Origin of the sequence: Arthrobacter sp. Soc17.1.1.1 (genome assembly GCF_036867195.1) — a bacterium.
In the GTDB taxonomy this organism is placed as follows: domain Bacteria; phylum Actinomycetota; class Actinomycetes; order Actinomycetales; family Micrococcaceae; genus Arthrobacter_D.
The window spans coordinates 441,621-457,312 of sequence record NZ_JBAJII010000001.1; the positions used below are offsets into that span (position 1 = coordinate 441,621).

Below are 15,692 nucleotides of genomic sequence, written 5' to 3' on the forward strand. Positions count from 1 at the left end.
GTCACCTCTTCCCGTGCCCGTCCGCACACCGGGACCATGACAAATGTCATGGTCCTACGATGGACGGCATGGTGCTCTTCAAGGCTTCCCCCCGGGACGGGGATCCCGACCGGCCCGCGGCGGCCGCCGGAACGGTCCCGGTCCCGGAGGCCGGCCGCGGCGTCCGCGCCACCTGGCGGTACAGCGTCTCGTCGATCGTGGCGTACGTCATCTTCGTCAGCGCGGTGAACGCGCTGTTCATGCTCTCCGGCGGCGACTACGGGCTGCAGCTCCTCGACGTCGTCCTCATCGCGCTCGCCGTCGTGTCCGTCGCCGCGCTGACCCGCTACTGCTGGTTCTTCCGGACCGGGCTCGGCGGCGGACTGCCGGAGCGGACGTACACGCTCTGGCTCCTGCTCCCGCCCGCCGGCCTGTGGTTCATCGGCCTTCTCCAGTCCCACACCCTCTGGGTCGCCGCCCTGCCGCTCTGGTTCGCAGCGAACGCCGTCGCCGTCGTCGTCGACCGGCGCACGCGCTGGTCGATACTGGCCATGGCGTTCGCCGCACTCGTCCTGCACGGGATGCTCGGGGTCCTCCTCGATACGCCTGCCGGCGGCCCCGCGGCCGACACCGGGGGCCTGGTCTCACTCGGCGTCTGGGCCCTGATGACGCCCCTGCTGTTCGTGGGCGGTATCTGGTGGTGGGAGATCGTGCTGCGGCTCGACGACAGCCGCCGGGCCTCCGGCGAGCTCGCGGTCGCGAAGGAGCGGCTGCGCTTCGCGGCCGACCTGCACGACATCCAGGGGCACCACCTGCAGGTCATCGCGCTCAAGACCGAGCTCGCCGGCCGCCTGCTCGACGTCGATCCCGCGGCTGCACGCGTCCAGATCGACGAGGCCCAGCAGCTCGCTCGCACCGCGCTCGAGGACACCCGCGCCCTGGTCCACGGATACCGCGCCGTGTCCCTCGCCGCCGAGGCGGCCAACGCGGCCGAAGTGCTCCGCGCCGCCGGGATCCAGGCCTCCGTGGAGGTGGACGCCGAGGGGCTGCCGTCGGAGGAGCGCACCCTCTTCGGGCGGGTCATGCGGGAGGCGACCACGAACATCCTGCGCCACAGCGAAGCCGGCTGCGTGACGTTCCGGCTCGTGCGAAGCGGCCAGGGGCACGTCCTCTCGGTGACGAACGACGGCGCCGGCGCTCCCGGGCCGCGGACGGTGGGAACCGGGATCGAGGGCCTGCGGAAGCGGTTCGAGGCCATCGGCGGCGCTGTCGATGTCCGGCTCCACGGCGGTCGCTTCGTCCTGACGGCCACCACGCCGGGAGCCCCGGACACGGCCGCGGCATCACCGGGGACAGCCTCGGACATCACGCCGGGTACCGCCGCGCCGCCCGTCGGGGCGCCCGCCTCCGCGGCCCCGGGGGAGCGACCGTGATCCGCCTGGTCCTGGCCGACGACGAGCACCTGATCCGGGGCGCCCTGGAGGCCCTGCTGGGGCTCGAACCCGACCTCGAGATCGTGGCGAGTGCCGACAACGGGACCGACGCGGTGCGGCTCGCGCAGCAGCACTCGCCCGACGTGTGCGTGCTGGACCTCGAGATGCCCCCGACCGACGGCATCTACGCCGCGGAGGAGATCCTCCGGTCGGTCGCGACACGCGTCGTGATCGTGACCCGCCATGCCCGGCCGGGCGTCCTGCGGCGCGCGCTGGCCAGCAGGGTGTCCGGCTTCGTCCCGAAGTCCACGCCCGCGGACAAGCTCGCGGACGTCATCCGGGACGTCGCGGCAGGCCGCCGGTACGTGGACCCGGACATCGCGGCGAGCGCCCTGACGGGTGAGTCCTGTCCGCTGACCGTCCGGGAGCTCGACGTCCTGCGGCACGGCCGGCAGGGCGCGAGCGTGCAGGCGATCGCGCGCGAACTGCACCTGGCGCCGGGAACCGTGCGGAACTACGTATCCTCCGCGATGGCGAAGCTCGACGCGCCGTCGCGCCACGAGGCCGCTGCCCGTGCATGGGAACAAGGCTGGATCTGACGTGCCCGCTCCCGAGCGGTTGTGGGAGCATTGCGTCATGACTGAACAGCAGCCTGCCGGCCCCGTCATTCCTCTCCCCGGCGCGCAGGACACCCAGCGGCCCGGCGGACCCGTGACGCCCGGCGGACCCGCGGTGCCCGCCCCGGACAACCGTCCCGCCAAGCTCGCGGAGCTCGTGGACGAGCCGGCGAAGGTCATGCGGATCGGCACCATGCTCAAACAGCTGCTGGAGGAGGTCCGGTCCGCCCCGCTCGACGACGCCGGCCGCAGCCGCCTCGCCTCCATCCACGAGCGCTCGGTCCGGGAGCTCGAGGACGGCCTCGCCCCCGAACTGGTCGAGGAACTGCGCCGCATCAACCTGCCGTTCGACCGCGACGCCGTGCCCACGGACGCGGAACTGCGCGTGGCGCAGGCGCAGCTCGTGGGCTGGCTCGAGGGTCTCTTCCACGGTATCCAGACAGCGCTGGCGGCCCAGCAGATGGCGAACCAGCAGCTCGCCGCCCGCCTCCAGCTCCGCGAACTCCCGCCCGGCACGGTGATCGCGCCCGGCGTGGTGGTCGGCGAGGACGGCGAGCCCCGGCGCATCCCGCCTGCACGCAGCGCCCAGGCGTCCCCCGCGGACACCCACGGGCCCGGCCAGTACCTGTAGGGCGTCCGTGGCCTTCTTCGCGGCCGCGCGGCAGGGACGGAAGGACGACGCCGAGCTGGGCACCGGGGTGTGGCGGCGTGCGCACGACCGCTTCCGCCGCGGACTCGACCGCTACCACCAGATCCTCGAGGGCATCGACGACGACGACGTCTACAACGAACTCGTCGGCATCGCCAACGATCTCAGCGAGATGCTCCCGCGCGTCCGGGAGGTCTGCGTGCGAGCCCAGGCGTCCTCGCCGAGTACGGGGCTCGACATCCCCGGGGCACTCATGCAGGTGCACCGTGCGCTGTCGCGCGCGGGCAACACGCTCGCCACCACGGCCGAGGCCGCGGCGATGGCGAGGCTCGACGGCGAGCGGTGGGGTATCGCGTCCTCCGGTCTCGACAATGTGCGTCGCCGGGCACAGCTCGTGGCGGAGGACGTCGAGGAGGCGGAGCGGGCCATGCCGGACGCCGGCCAGCGCACCGGCCGGCGCCCCGTCGGTCATCAGTAGGACAGCAGGGTGCTTCCCGGGTCGACGGCGATGTCCCACATCTCGACCTCCCGCCCGCCGCACATCCCCCGGACACCCGTCGGCACGCCGCGGATGAACGGCGTCGACCGGTTCTCGTCCACGTACGGGTAGCCGCGTTCGTTCAGGACGGTGAGGACGCGGAGGCCGCCTGCGGGATCGTCGTCGGAGACCGACCGCCGCTCGTAGGCGGTGAAGCCCTCCGGCCAGCGCAGCAGGATCGCGTGGCCGTCGAACGAGAAGAGCACGCACGCCTGCCCGTCCTCGGCATGCATGCGGAACGTGCCGAGGAGGGTTCCCGGCATGTCCTGCGGATCGTGGCCCTCCGGTGGCCGGATCCCCACGACGGCCGCGGGGTCCAGCGCCCCGGGAGGCTCGCCGCTCGTCCCGAGCAGGAGCTCCTCCTCGGGCAGGGCCCGGATGGCGTCGCGCAGCCCGTCCGGGAGGGGAGCGGGTTCACCGTCGCTCGTCGCGGCCTCCGGCGCCCTGCGGTCCACGAGGGTCAGGACGGAGCCCTCGCCCTCGATCGGCGTGAGGACGCCGTGCTCGCCGTGGTCGAGGAACATGAGCTGGTTGGGCGGGAAGAAGCTGCGGCTGTAGGTGCGCTCGAGCGTGCTCCGTCCCGTGACGTCGACCGTGAGGACCCTGCGCCTCTCATCGCCCTTCAGCAGCTGCACCACCGTGGCCCCCCGCAGGATCCGCACCTCGCCGTCGATCACGGTCGGCTGGACGTTCGCGGCGGCCACCACCACCACGACGTCCGCGAGGTCGTAGAGACGGGCCGTCTCCTCGGCGGGGCCGGTGGCCCGGCGGGGGAGGAGGGCCGTGCTCAGGGCCGCGACGATCAGGAGGAGGCAGGCGGCACCGACCACCACCTGGATCCTCCGGTTCCGGGACCCGTTGTCGTCGGACGGAGGGGGCTCGTGCTGCGCCGGTGGTGTGGGGGTGGTGGTACGGTCCTCCGCCGGCGGGGCGGTCGTCGCCGGCGCCCGGTCGGGGAGCGCACCGCGGCTGCGCCGGAGGTCCTCCTCGCGGACGGCCCGGGCCGGATCAGCGTCCGCCAGGAGCGCGGCGAGGGCGACGACGGATCCCCCCGCGGACTCCACCCGGCGGGCGCATGCGGCCTCGATGTCGCGCAGCCTCCCGGCGTCCTCGCCCGAGGCCCTCGCGGCGGCCTCGACGTCCAGCCTGTCCCAATGGTGCAGGAGGAGGAACTCGCGCTCACCGGCAGCGAGGGCGGCGAGGGCCGCCTGCAGGTCATCGGCCTCCACGCGGGGCGGGAGAGCCGGCGGGAGGTAGCGCTCGAGGGCTGCCCGGGCCGCGGCGACCAGGAGGACTGCGGCCTCTTCGGCGCCTGGAGCGCCCTGGCCGGCTTCAGCAGCCTGGCCGGCTTCGGCAGGAAGACCGGCTCGATGCGCGTCGACGGCCTCCACCGCCTCGAGCGCGGCCGCCGCGGCGAGCCGTGCGGACCAGGAACGGCGGTAGGCGTACCGGTAGGCGTCGTCATGGAGGGTGATCCGCACCGGATCGTCAGCAGCACTCATCCATACCTCCGTCATCGCAGGCTGGTCCGCGTGGCTCGGCTCCGGGGAGCGAATACCTCGCGGGCTGATAGTTGTCGGTGGAAACAGAAATAAATGAAAGGGCGCGTTGGTTCCCGCCTATATGACTACATCACCAAACCTTACGTTCAATGACGGCCTCACGATCCCCCAGCTCGGGTACGGCGTGTGGCAGGTCGAGGACAAGGTCGCCGAGGAGGTCGTGGGCAAGGCCTTCAAGGCCGGCTACCGCCACATCGACACCGCCAAGATCTACGGGAACGAAGCAGGCGTCGGCCGGGCGATCGCCTCGTCGGGCCTGAGCCCCGAGGAAATGTTCATCACGACCAAGCTGTGGAACGCCGACCAGGGCTACGAGAGCACGCTGAAGGCGTTCGACGAGTCCATGGAGCGCCTCGGCCTCGAGACGCTCGACCTCTACCTCATCCACTGGCTGCAGCCCAAGCAGGGCAAGTACGTGGACACCTGGAAGGCGTTCATCGAACTGCAGAAGCAGGGCCGCGTGAAGAGCATCGGTGTCTCGAACTTCACCATCGAGGCGCTCACCGAGATCATCGACGAGACCGGCGTGGTGCCCGTCATCAACCAAGTGGAGACCCACCCGTACCTGAACCAGGCCGAGCTGCGTGCCTTCGAGGCCGAGAAGGGCATCCTGCACGAGTCGTGGTCGCCCATCGGCTCCGGCAAGGGACTGCTCGACGACGCCGTGCTGCAGGACATCGCACAGAAGCGCAACGCGACGCCCGCCCAGGTGGTCCTCGCCTGGCACCTCGCGCTCGGCAACGTGGTCATCCCCAAGTCCGTCACCGAGTCCCGCATCATCGAGAACTGGGAGTCGCTCGACGTGAAGCTCGAGGACGAGGACATCGAGGCCATCAACGGCCTCGACAAGGGTGCAGCAGGCCGTATCGGCGCCGATCCGGCGACCTCGGACTTCGCCTAGCCCCTGCCGGCCCGTACACCGCAGTTCCTCCCGACGTCACGGGGGTTGCCTGACGGCGGGATCCCGCTGCAGCGCAACCGATGACGACAGGAGCCGCCCGGCATCGCCGGGCGGCTCCTGTCGTTCCTGCTCCTGTCGTTCCTGCCCTGGCCTCAGGCGGCCTGGGCCAGCGTGGCCTTCAGTGGATAGTCCGCCCCGTCCAGGATCAGCTGGGCGCAGCGCCCGGTCGAGGGATCCAGGACGATCGGCGCGGCGAGATTGACGGTGGTGCCCCCGGTCCCCGGGTTGGCGACGACGAACAGGTGTGCCTCCGGCACGTCGGATCCGAGTACGTCGCGCTGCGCGTCGGAGAAGCGCGGGCTGTAGTGCGGCACGTAGGTGGCGGCGTCGAGGAGGAACAGGCGCACGCTCGGCTCGTCCGCTGCGGTGAGCGTGAACAGCCCGTCCGCGCCCGGCACCTGCTCGAGGTCGAAGCGGGTGAGGGGAGCGAGGCCCGGGGGAGGGGTGACGAAGGCGGCCCTCATCGGAGGAAGTCCATCAGCGAGGGCTGCAGGACGCGGGCCGAGACGGCGAGGGCGCCCTGGTAGGCGGTCTCCTGGAGCTTGAGGTCCAGGATGATGGACGCGAGGTCGACGTCTTCCACGGCGGCGCGTTCTCCTTCGAGAGCCAGCGAGGCATCGGCGACGGTGTCCTTGGCGCCCAGCAGGCGTGCGTGGCGCGTGCCGATCTCACTGCGGTGGGCGGTGAGGTCCTGGATGCGCTGCTGCAGCGGTGCGAGGTGCACGGACACGTCCTTGCCGGCCCGCAGGTCCGCGGCGATGGTGTCCAGCAGGGCGAAGGCGGAGCCGGGACCGCTACCGAAGACGGCGGCGCCGTCGGCGTCGACACGGATGGTCTCGTGCGGGCCGACGCGGCGCTCCACGGTCCCGCCGGCCGGGAACGTGAGATCCGGAGCGACGGCGGCGGGGGCGTCGGAGTTCCCAGCGAACAGGAAGCGGCCCCCATAGGTCGCGTTGGCCTGCGACACGAGCTCGGTGCGCAGCGACTCGATGCCCAGTGCCAGCGCCTCGCGGCCGGTGGGCGGCAGGGACGAGTTGGAGCCCTGCAGCGTCAGGTCGTTCGCGGTGTCGAGGGCCCGCTTCGACATCGTCATCGCGTTGTCGAGCTGTGCCAGCCACCCTTCTCCGTCGGCGATGTTCCGGCCGTACTGCTGGTTGGCACCGATCTCGGTGCGGACGCGCAGGGCTTCGGCCGCAGCGGCCGGGTCGTCCGAGGGGCGGCGGATGGCCTTCTGGCTGGACGCCTTCTCCTGCAGGTCCGCGAGGCGGGCGAGGTTCACCTGCAGGGAGCGCTGGGCCCCGTGCAGCATGGTCTGGTTGGTGACGCGGGTGATCATGGTGCCTTCCTACCGTCCTACGATTCCCATGCGGTTGATCAGGACGTCGAGCATCTCGTCGACGGCCGTCATCACGCGCGCGGCGCCCTGGTAGGCGTGCTGGTACTCCAGCAGGTTGACCTGTTCCTCGTCCATGCTCACCGAGGTGGCGCCGAGTTGCTGCTGCATCGCTGTGGTGGCCGACACCTCCGCGAGGGCGTTGCCCTGCAGTTCGGCGCGTGCTGCGGCACCGAGATCCGTGACGAAGGCCGACCACGCGGCGTCGGGGGACCGCGTGCCGGTGCCCAGCCCGGAGATCGCGTCCGCCACCGAGCCGTCGAAGGCGCCCGCGCCGGGAGCGCCGGCCGCGAAGTCCTCGCGGCGCGTCGGCACGACGGCGAGTGAGGCTGCGGCCCGCCCCGGCTGGTACGCGAAGAACGGTCCCTTGCCCGCGTCGGCATGCAGCGCGTTCACCTGGTCGGCGAGATTCGCGGCGAAGGCGTCGTATCCGGCGGCGGCCTGCGCGAGGGCACCGCCCTCGTCGGCGGGGGCGAGGAGCGAGAGCGTCGCTGCGAGTTCGCCGCTCTCCACGCCCGCGGAGGCGCCGGGCCGGTGCGTCCATTCGACCCGGACCTCACCGGCGCCGTCGAGCTGGAGGGGGCCGGTGACCTGCAGGGCGCGTGCAGTGGTGCCCGCGACGAGCGGGTTGCCGGCCAGCAGGACGTCCGCGGTACCGTCCGGATTGTCGCGCACGGTGGCCCCGGTCAGGCCGGCGAGCGTCGCCGCCAGTGTGGTGCGGCGGTCGACGAGCTCGTTGGCCGGGGCACCCGAGGCGACACTGGAGCGGATCTGCCGGTTGAGGTCGGCGACCTGCGCGGCGGCGTCGTTCACCTCCGTGACGAGTCCGGCGGCGGAGGACCGGGTCGAAGCCCACTGCGTCTGCACCTCGCGGTAGCCCGCCGCGGTGCGTGAGGTGAGCTGCCCGGCCGCGGCGAGGAGCGCGGACGCCGGGGCGTCCTTGTCGGGCTGGTTCGACAGGCCCTGCCAGCCCGCCCAGAACTTCTGGAGGGAGTCGGAGACACCGTTGGTGCCGGGCTCCTTCAGCCCGTCCTCGAGTGCCGAGTACGCCTGGGCACGCACGGCGGTGTACCCGGCGGCACCGGCCGTGATACGGACCCGCGCCTCGAGGTGGGTGTCACCGAGGCGGGCGATGCCCTGGGCGAGCACGCCCTCACCCGCGCGGGTGCCGGTGCTGAAGAGCGTGGGCCGGACCGGCGCGGCCGCGGATGTCTCGAGCCGCTGGCGCGTGTACCCCTGGGTGGTCGCGTTGGCGATGTTCTGCCCGGTCACGTCGAGGCCCGCGCGCGCGGCGGCGAGGCCGGAGTAGGCCGTGGTGAGTCCGCTGAAGGTGCTCATTGTTCCGCTACAGATCCTTGTTGAGGAGGGTCGGTTGGCCGTGACCCTGCAGGGCGGCGCCGTCGGCGGCGTAGGTGCCCGCCCCCGTGCCGATGCCCGCGAGGGTCTCCTGGGTCGACCGGCTGGCCGCTCTCAGGAACTGCTGATTGGTATCGCGCAGCGCGGCGATCTGGGCGACCAGCGCCGTCATGGCCTGGAGATGCGAGGAGAGCAGTTCCTGCCAGGGTCCGTCGGGGGCCGCCGCTGCCAGTTCACGCAGGGTCGCGCCGTCGTCGATCCCCCAGGCGCCCGCCACCCCGGAGGCGTGCACGGCGCGGGCGAGGCCGGTCTCGCGTAGCCGTTCGAGGACCTGCTCCACCTCCCGGGTGGCGTGGTGCAGCCAGCGGGTCTTGCCGGAGGTGAGCAGCAGCTGCTCCTCCTCGAGCTTGAAGACGAGGAGTTCGAGCAGTTCACGCTCCTGCCAGAGCAGGGCGGACAGATCCTGTGTGCTCACGGTGTCCCTCCTCTCCGGCGCCACCGTCATGTGGAACCGGGAGAACTATCGGCAGCGGGTGCCCGGTCGTAAGCGGTCCTGCGGAGCCGCTGCTGGTGCGCGGTGCTACCGGGCGCCGTCGCCGGACCAGGCTGCGGTGTAGAAACGGGGCGAGTGGGAGTGCAGCAGTTCGCTGTAGGTCGCAGGGTCCAGCGCCTGCGCCGAACCGGTCGGGACGTCCGGGGAGAATGCGGACACGCCCAGTCCGGCCTCGCGGCCCTCCAGGGTCAGGCCGGCCGCTTCCAGGAGCGTGGGGAACATGTTCAGCTGGTCCACGCCGGGGCGCAGGGTGCTGGTCCCGTCGTCACCCGGGATCCGGATCCGGTTGAAGATCCTGCGCCCGGCGTGGTCGTCCAGCTGCTCGTGGAACGCGTCGCCGGCGCTCATGTGCTTGAGGTGGTCGCCCATGATCACCACGGCGGTGTCCTCGAGGTAGCCCTGCTCCTCCATGTGGTCCACGAAGCCGGCCACCTGTGTCAGGGAGCAGGCGAACACGGAGGTGACCTCGTTGGAGGTGTCCACGGGACAGTAGTCGTACACGTGCACCGGCTCGTGGGTGTCCAGGGTAAGCAGGGAGAGGTTGAACGGCCGGCCGGTCGTCTCCGCCTCGGCGTGCAGCCGGTCGATCTCGTCCCGGGCGTGGGCCATGAGGCGTTCGTCGCTCAGGCCCCAGTCGCTGCGGAAACTGCTCTCCGGCTCGCCGGCGGCCCGCCAGTCGGAGAGGTCCTTGACCTCGGTGTAGCCGTGGTTACCCAGAAAGGTGTCCTTCGCGGCGAAGGAGGCGTTGGCGCCGCCCAGGAACACGTTGGTATAGCCGTGCTCGTCGAGGACATCGCCCAGGCACGTGGTCCCGGCCAGGTAGGAGCCGGAGTCGGTCGCGGACTCGGCGGGCTCCGCGGGCCCGTCGCTGGAGCTGCTGCCGGCACCGGCCCCCGAGCCCTTCAGCGGGACGCCGCACTGCGTCGAGACCAGACCGGCCATGGTCCAGCCCCCGCCCTCGTACTGCTGGAGATCGTCCACGCCCTGCCAGCCGTCCGAGGCCTCGGTGGCCGCTTTCAGGGGGACGAACGCGTCCTTCTCGAAGAGCTGGGCGTCCGCGAGGGTCGCCTCGCCGGACTCGAGGTAGATCAGCACCAGATTGCGCTTGTCCGCGTCTCCGGTGACGGTCGGCTCCACGTAGTAGTCGGCGAGGTCGTACTCGGAGTTCGCGGCCCTGAGGTAGTCGCCCATACCCACCGCGGAGGCGAAGGCCGTGGTGCCGCCCACCACCACGGCGGCCACCAGGGCGGTGGAGACCGTGCGGAGGATCCACTGCGTGCGGCGAGGGCGCACGACGTCGTCGTCACGGCGCCGGCGACGCCGGACGTGCTGTCCCACGGCGATGCCCGCGGTGATGAGCAGGGGCACGACACCGATGCCCAGGATGCCCATCCAGACGATGGAGCCGCCCCCACCGTCGGGTTCGACGGTGACGAGGTTCAGGAGCATCTGGCCGACGGAGATCTCGCCCCAGTAGGCGCGGATGCCGATGCCGGCGATGAGCAGCGCGAGCCCCGCCCAGATGAGCACGTAGACCAGGAGACGCGCCAGGACGACGCCGAACCGTCGGGTCGCGTGCAGAATCCGGCCGGACATGACAACACCTCGCGCTCGGGATGCCTCTGTGTCCGCCGAAGACCCTGACATCCGACCCGTTCTCGGGCATGGGAACAAACTGGTACTGCCACGCTACCTGTTCACCGGCGGTTCACCCATGCGTATTGCGGTGTATACCTCGAATACTTTTCGCTGTCCGTCAGATTCTCTGTGCCACCAGGGTGTCGTCCTCCGGTACGGCCGGGGTGTGGGCGCGGATCCAGGGGGCCACGTCGGCGGCGGGCAGGGGCCGCGCGAAGTGGAAACCCTGCGCGAGATCGCACCCCAGTGCCCGCAGTTCCGCGCGGGTCGCTTCGTTGTCCACGCCCTCGGCGACCACCCGCAGGTCCAGGCTGTGTGCGAGGTCGACGATGGAGCCCACGAGCCCGTGGGCCCGGCGGTCCGTGCGCATGGCGGTGATGAAGGACCGGTCGAGTTTGAGCTCATCGGCGGGGAGATCGCGCAGGTACGCCAGGGAGCTGTACCCGGTGCCGAAGTCGTCGATCGAGATCTGGATACCTTTCGCACGGAGCCGCGCCAGGATCCTCGCAGCATCCGCCGGGTTCCGCATCAGCATGTCCTCGGTGATCTCGAGCACGAGGCATTCCGGCGGGATGTCGCGTTCTTCGAGGAGGAGGCGGATCTGCCGGGGCAGTCCCTCCTGGATGCAGGATCCGGACAGGTTCACGGCGACGCTGATCACCAGTCCCTCGGTCCGCCACCTGTCCACCTGCGCCACGGCCTCCTCGAGCACGAGCGCGGAGATCGCGGGCATCAGGCCCGCTTCTTCCGCGAGCGGCAGGAAGGACGCCGGTGGCAACTGCCCGAGAAGGGGGTGGTTCCACCGGATCAGGGCCTCGACGCTGCTCACGGCATCATCGGTCAGCCGCACCTTGGGCTGGTAGTGCACCTCGAACTGGGCCTCGGCGAGCGCCACCCGCAGTTCCTGCAGGGTCCTCAGTTTCCGCGCGCCGCCGTCGTCGTCCATGGAGCTGTAGACGTGGTGCCCGCTGCGGTCCGACTTGGCACGGAACATGGCGATGTCCGCCTTGCGCATCAGGAGGGTGACGTCGGTGCCGTTGTCCGGGGTGAGCGCGATGCCGATGCTGACGCTGACCTTCAGGGAGGCCGTACCGACCTGGATCGGCTGGTCGAGCGCGGCTTCCAGCCGTCGGGCCGCGGTGAGGGCTTCCTCCCGGGTGGCACCGTCCAGGAACAGCGCGAACTCGTCGCCACCCAGACGCGCGAAGAGGGCGCCGGCATCCACCTGCCGGGCGAAGCGCTCGCTGACCTGCACGAGGAGGGCGTCCCCGACGTCGTGTCCCAGCGCGTCGTTGACGTCCTTGAAGCGGTCGAGGTCCATGAAGAGCAGGGCGCCGACGCGGTCACCTCCCACCCGTCGGGGGAGATCGGCGACCAGCCCCCGACGGTTCGGGAGCCCTGTCAGCTCGTCCGTGGTGGCGAGGATCCGCAGCATGCGGTTCCGGAAGACGAGAGGTGCCGCGGTGAGGAGCAGGGTGAGGGCGGCGAGGATCTGGGCAAGAAGCGGGATGGGGACCTGGCAGCCGATGATCAGGACTGCGACGGCCGCTGTGGTGGACGCCATCAGCGTGGTGAGGGCGGGCAGGGCACGGTCGTGGTGGCGGGACGCCGTACCTGCTCTGGCGACGCCGTCGATCCACAGGGCGATTCCGACGACTCCCACGATCCAGCCGACGTCGATGATCGATCCGACGGCGTAGTCCTGCATGCCCAGCGCGTAGGCGACGTCGGCGGCGGAGAAGAGGATCAGTCCGGCGATGAGCAGCGGCCAGCGCGGCCCGAGATCGAGCCCACGGGAGGTCAGCAGGCCACCGACGGCGGTGATCAGCAACAGATCGAGCAGCGGGTAGACGACGGCGACGACCACTTCGAACGGCGTACCGCCGGCCGCCCCGGACCGCAGGACCGGCGCGAGGATCAGGGTCATGAGGGAGGCGGCAGCCAGAGCCCCCACGAGGCTGTCCAGCAGCACCGGCCAGGCCACGCCCTTCAGCTTCCGCAGCGTCATTGCGAGGGCGCCCAGCATGAGCGGATAGAAGACGAAGTACGCTGCATCCGCGAGCGAGACGGCGGCGAGGGACTCCTCTCCGTCCAACGCCAGGAGATAGGAGAGGTCACCGGCGGTGTAGACGGCGACCGCCGCACCGCCGAGCAGGATCTGCCACTGGGACCAGCGGGTTCGCAGCACCGCGCCGACGCACACGGCCACCGCGGCGAGCTCCGCGACGATGCCGAGCCACGCGCCGAACAGGTCGACCCGGGCCATGTCGCCGAACAGGACGGCGACGATGTACACCAGCAGTACGACGACCGTCCCGATGGCCAGGACACGGGAGGCGTCTGTACGCCCCATGGTGTCCCTGCCGGTCCTGCCGGCCTTACGGGTATCAGCACGCACCCTGCACATCCTTCCCTTCGACGATCAGGAACCTGACCATCGAGGAAAGAGCCTAGGGCGGTGGTGCGGGCGCAACCCCGGATTCGGCCTGATGCGCTCCAACCCGCAGTGAAACCTTGGGCTACCTTGCGCGTATCCAGCTCTCAGGGACGGCGTCCGGAAAAAAGTTGCATCGAGCCCTAACGATCGCCCACCCGCCTCCGATAGCTACTGGTGCCGGCCCATGGATGGGCCGGCGATAGCAGCCCTTTCACGGAGGAATACATCATGGGTTTCCAGATCAACACCAACACCGCGGCCAACACCGCATACCGCAACCTCTCCAGCACCCAGGGCGACATGTCCAAGTCGCTCGAGAAGCTGTCCAGCGGTCTCCGCATCAACCGTGCAGCCGACGACGCCGCCGGCCTCGCGATCTCCGAGGGTCTGCGCTCGCAGATCGGCGGCCTGGGAGTTGCAGCCCGCAACGCCCAGGACGGCATCAGTGTGGTCCAGACCGCTGAAGGTGCGCTGACCGAGGTCCACAGCATCCTGCAGCGCGTCCGTGACCTAGCCGTGCAGTCGGGCAACGACTCGAACAACGCGGATGCACGGACGGCAATCCAGACCGAGGTCACTGCCCTCGGCGACGAGCTCACCAGGATCGCCGCGTCGACGAACTTCAACGGCACCGATCTGCTCACTGCTGCAGCAGCCGACCTGACCTTCCAGGTCGGTGCAGGCTCGGTAGCGGCAAATGATCAGATCACGGTGAAGACTGCCGATGTCGAGGCCGTCGCCACCGCCGTCAAGGGCCTGAAATTCAGCAGTGCGGCTGAGGCACTCACCTCCATCGCCGCGCTGGATACGCAGATCAAGTCTGTCTCCACGGCGCGCTCCGAGCTCGGTGCCGTGCAGAACCGCTTCGAGTCCGCGATCAACAGCATCAACGTCTCGCAGGAGAACCTCTCCGCGGCCAAGTCCCGCATCACGGACACCGACATGGCGAAGGAGATGGCCGACTTCACGCGTTCGAACATCCTCTCGCAGGCCGGTACCGCGATGCTCGCGCAGGCCAACCAGATGAACCAGGGTGTCCTTCAGCTCCTCCGCTAAGCGGTGAGTTCGTAGGCGAAGGTGCGCGGTGGCGGGACTGATCCTGGACCGAGAGGTCCCGCCACCGTGCATTCGCCGCGAAGCATCCCCGACACATCCGCAGCTGAACCAGTAGTACATCCCGGCCCCACCCGAGAGGTAGACCCATGGCGTTCTCCATCGACGGCATCGCGAGCGGGCTGGACACCACGAACATGATCAACCAGCTCATGCAGCTGGAAGCACGCCCGCAGACGCTCCTCAGGGCGAAGGCCACCTCGACGCAGGGCTTCATCACGGCCCTGCAGCAGCTGAACACCCGCTTGAGCTCCCTGACCGAGCTCGCGACCAAGACCGCCAAGCCGCAGGCCCTCGACCTCTACAAGGCCGCCTCCACGAGCGACACCGTCACCGCCACGGCCACCTCGTCCGCCGGCGCCGGCACCCTCGACTTCACCGTGAAGCAGCTCGCCTCCTCGCAGTCCTCGGTCACGGCGACCATGACGGCCTTCTCGGCGGCAGCCTCCACCCTCACCCTGCGCGCGGCGGACGGCACCACCACCGAGGTGACGACCACCGGCACCCTCGACGACGTCGTCGCCCAGGTGAACAAGGCCGACGTCGGCATCACCGCCACGAAGGTCAGCGCCGGGACCGTCGACGGCGTGGCCCAGTACCGGCTCCAGTTCACCGCGAAGGAACCGGGCACCGAGCACGGGTTCTCCGTGTTCCGCGGCACGGCCGCCGACGTCACCGCGGGGACCGCCCCTGATCTCTTCGCCGAGGCAGGAGCTGCCACCGTCCGCGCCGCCCGGAACGCCGAGGTGGTCCTCTGGGGCGGTACGGCGGCCGAGCAGACCATCACGTCGTCGTCGAACACGTTCGCCGACATCCTCCCCGGCGTCTCCGTGACGGTCAGCAAGACCACCACCGAGCCGGTGTCCGTCACCGTCGCGCGTGACGCCGACGCCACGTCGGCGAAGGCGAAGGAACTCGTGGACGCGCTGCGCTCCGTCTTCTCCTTCGTGGACACGAACACCAAGGTCACGCCCGGTGCGACGGCCGGCGCCGCCCCCACGTCGGGCCGCTTCACCGGCGACAGCGCCGTCCGGGGCATCGCCCAGTCCGTGCTCACGGCGGCGACGGCTCCCATCAACGGCCGGTCGACGTCGGAGCTGGGCATCACGCTGACCCGGTCGGGGACCGTGGAGTTCGACGCCGAGAAGTTCGCAAAGGCACTCGCCGCCGATCCGGACCAGGTCGAGGACGCCCTCACGCAGCTGGCCGCACGCGTCGCCGACGCCGGCAAAGCGGCCTCGGACAAGTACGACGGCGAACTCACGCGCAGGATCCAGAGCCAGGAATCGACGGTCCGCACCCTCAACGACCGCGTCTCCGACTGGGATCTCCGCCTCGAGAAGCGCCGCACCACGCTCGAACGCACCTACTCGGCGCTCGAGGTCCAACTGTCACAACTCCAATCGCAGGGGGACTGGCTGTCATCCCAGCTGGCCGGCCTGCCCACCAACGGAAGCTAGCCC

14 protein-coding genes are annotated in these 15,692 nt (G+C 70.5%); 7 read left to right on the forward strand and 7 right to left on the reverse strand.

The features are described from left to right. The first annotated feature begins 68 nt into the window (after window positions 1–68). The 4 genes from V6S67_RS02090 to V6S67_RS02105 are packed head-to-tail and all read left to right on the forward strand — an operon-like array spanning window position 69 to window position 3,156. Entirely contained in the window at window positions 69–1,412 is a 1,344-nt protein-coding gene (locus V6S67_RS02090; RefSeq protein WP_334208664.1) for a sensor histidine kinase, read from the forward strand. After that, the gene (locus tag V6S67_RS02095) at window positions 1,409–2,011 is read left to right on the forward strand and encodes a response regulator transcription factor (RefSeq protein ID WP_334208665.1); all 603 of its coding nucleotides are present in this window, start codon (window positions 1,409–1,411) and stop codon (window positions 2,009–2,011) included. The genes V6S67_RS02090 and V6S67_RS02095 overlap by 4 nt, the downstream gene beginning before the upstream one ends. A gap of 37 nt (window positions 2,012–2,048) precedes the next feature. Then, complete coding sequence (locus V6S67_RS02100) at window positions 2,049–2,660, forward strand: bacterial proteasome activator family protein (RefSeq protein WP_334208666.1); 612 nt, start codon at window positions 2,049–2,051, stop codon at window positions 2,658–2,660. 7 nt (window positions 2,661–2,667) lie between these two features. Continuing rightward, window positions 2,668–3,156: a hypothetical protein gene (locus V6S67_RS02105; protein WP_334208667.1), complete on the forward strand. Its 489-nt coding sequence runs from the start codon at window positions 2,668–2,670 to the stop codon at window positions 3,154–3,156. On the opposite strand, the gene V6S67_RS02110 is transcribed toward V6S67_RS02105, so the two are convergent. Next, entirely contained in the window at window positions 3,150–4,718 is a 1,569-nt protein-coding gene (locus V6S67_RS02110; protein WP_334208668.1) for a hypothetical protein, read from the reverse strand. The two genes, V6S67_RS02105 and V6S67_RS02110, sit on opposite strands and share 7 nt — an antisense overlap. 121 nt (window positions 4,719–4,839) lie before the next feature. On the opposite strand from V6S67_RS02110, the gene V6S67_RS02115 reads away from it, so the two are divergent. Continuing rightward, entirely contained in the window at window positions 4,840–5,679 is an 840-nt protein-coding gene (locus V6S67_RS02115; RefSeq protein WP_334208669.1) for an aldo/keto reductase, read from the forward strand. A gap of 152 nt (window positions 5,680–5,831) precedes the next feature. On the opposite strand, the gene V6S67_RS02120 is transcribed toward V6S67_RS02115, so the two are convergent. The 6 genes from V6S67_RS02120 to V6S67_RS02145 all read right to left on the reverse strand — a co-directional run bounded on the left by V6S67_RS02120 (window position 5,832) and on the right by V6S67_RS02145 (window position 13,077). Then, window positions 5,832–6,203, reverse strand: coding sequence for a flagellar assembly protein FliW (locus V6S67_RS02120; protein WP_334208670.1), 372 nt, complete (start codon window positions 6,201–6,203; stop codon window positions 5,832–5,834). After that, on the reverse strand, window positions 6,200–7,075 hold the full coding sequence (flgL, locus tag V6S67_RS02125) for a flagellar hook-associated protein FlgL (RefSeq protein WP_334208671.1): 876 nt from the start codon (window positions 7,073–7,075) through the stop codon (window positions 6,200–6,202). Before flgL ends, V6S67_RS02120 begins: the two co-directional genes overlap by 4 nt. A gap of 9 nt (window positions 7,076–7,084) precedes the next feature. Beyond that, complete coding sequence (flgK, locus tag V6S67_RS02130; RefSeq protein WP_334208672.1) at window positions 7,085–8,470, reverse strand: flagellar hook-associated protein FlgK; 1,386 nt, start codon at window positions 8,468–8,470, stop codon at window positions 7,085–7,087. Window positions 8,471–8,477: 7 nt separating this feature from the next. Then, the gene (locus V6S67_RS02135; protein WP_334208673.1) at window positions 8,478–8,963 is read right to left on the reverse strand and encodes a flagellar protein FlgN; all 486 of its coding nucleotides are present in this window, start codon (window positions 8,961–8,963) and stop codon (window positions 8,478–8,480) included. 105 nt (window positions 8,964–9,068) lie between these two features. After that, window positions 9,069–10,637, reverse strand: coding sequence for a sulfatase-like hydrolase/transferase (locus V6S67_RS02140; protein ID WP_334208674.1), 1,569 nt, complete (start codon window positions 10,635–10,637; stop codon window positions 9,069–9,071). Window positions 10,638–10,797: 160 nt separating this feature from the next. Beyond that, the gene (locus V6S67_RS02145; protein ID WP_334208675.1) at window positions 10,798–13,077 is read right to left on the reverse strand and encodes a putative bifunctional diguanylate cyclase/phosphodiesterase; all 2,280 of its coding nucleotides are present in this window, start codon (window positions 13,075–13,077) and stop codon (window positions 10,798–10,800) included. 267 nt (window positions 13,078–13,344) lie between these two features. On the opposite strand from V6S67_RS02145, the gene V6S67_RS02150 reads away from it, so the two are divergent. Both V6S67_RS02150 and fliD read left to right on the forward strand, forming a co-directional pair. Next, entirely contained in the window at window positions 13,345–14,172 is an 828-nt protein-coding gene (locus V6S67_RS02150) for a flagellin N-terminal helical domain-containing protein (protein WP_334208676.1), read from the forward strand. Window positions 14,173–14,318: 146 nt separating this feature from the next. Then, window positions 14,319–15,689, forward strand: a complete 1,371-nt coding sequence (gene fliD / locus V6S67_RS02155) for a flagellar filament capping protein FliD (protein WP_334208677.1) — start codon at window positions 14,319–14,321, stop codon at window positions 15,687–15,689. The last annotated feature ends 3 nt before the right edge of the window (window positions 15,690–15,692 follow it).

Excerpts from the sequence above, each read along its gene's own strand:
- V6S67_RS02090 (WP_334208664.1), top strand. The coding sequence starts at position 69 with ATGGTGCTCTTCAAGGCTTCCCCCCGGGACGGGGATCCCGACCGGCCC.
- V6S67_RS02100 (WP_334208666.1), top strand. The coding sequence starts at position 2,049 with ATGACTGAACAGCAGCCTGCCGGCCCCGTCATTCCTCTCCCCGGCGCG.
- V6S67_RS02110 (WP_334208668.1), bottom strand. The coding sequence starts at position 4,718 with ATGAGTGCTGCTGACGATCCGGTGCGGATCACCCTCCATGACGACGCC.
- V6S67_RS02115 (WP_334208669.1), top strand. The coding sequence starts at position 4,840 with ATGACTACATCACCAAACCTTACGTTCAATGACGGCCTCACGATCCCC.
- V6S67_RS02120 (WP_334208670.1), bottom strand. The coding sequence starts at position 6,203 with ATGAGGGCCGCCTTCGTCACCCCTCCCCCGGGCCTCGCTCCCCTCACC.
- flgL (WP_334208671.1), bottom strand. The coding sequence starts at position 7,075 with ATGATCACCCGCGTCACCAACCAGACCATGCTGCACGGGGCCCAGCGC.
- flgK (WP_334208672.1), bottom strand. The coding sequence starts at position 8,470 with ATGAGCACCTTCAGCGGACTCACCACGGCCTACTCCGGCCTCGCCGCC.
- V6S67_RS02140 (WP_334208674.1), bottom strand. The coding sequence starts at position 10,637 with ATGTCCGGCCGGATTCTGCACGCGACCCGACGGTTCGGCGTCGTCCTG.
- V6S67_RS02150 (WP_334208676.1), top strand. The coding sequence starts at position 13,345 with ATGGGTTTCCAGATCAACACCAACACCGCGGCCAACACCGCATACCGC.
- fliD (WP_334208677.1), top strand. The coding sequence starts at position 14,319 with ATGGCGTTCTCCATCGACGGCATCGCGAGCGGGCTGGACACCACGAAC.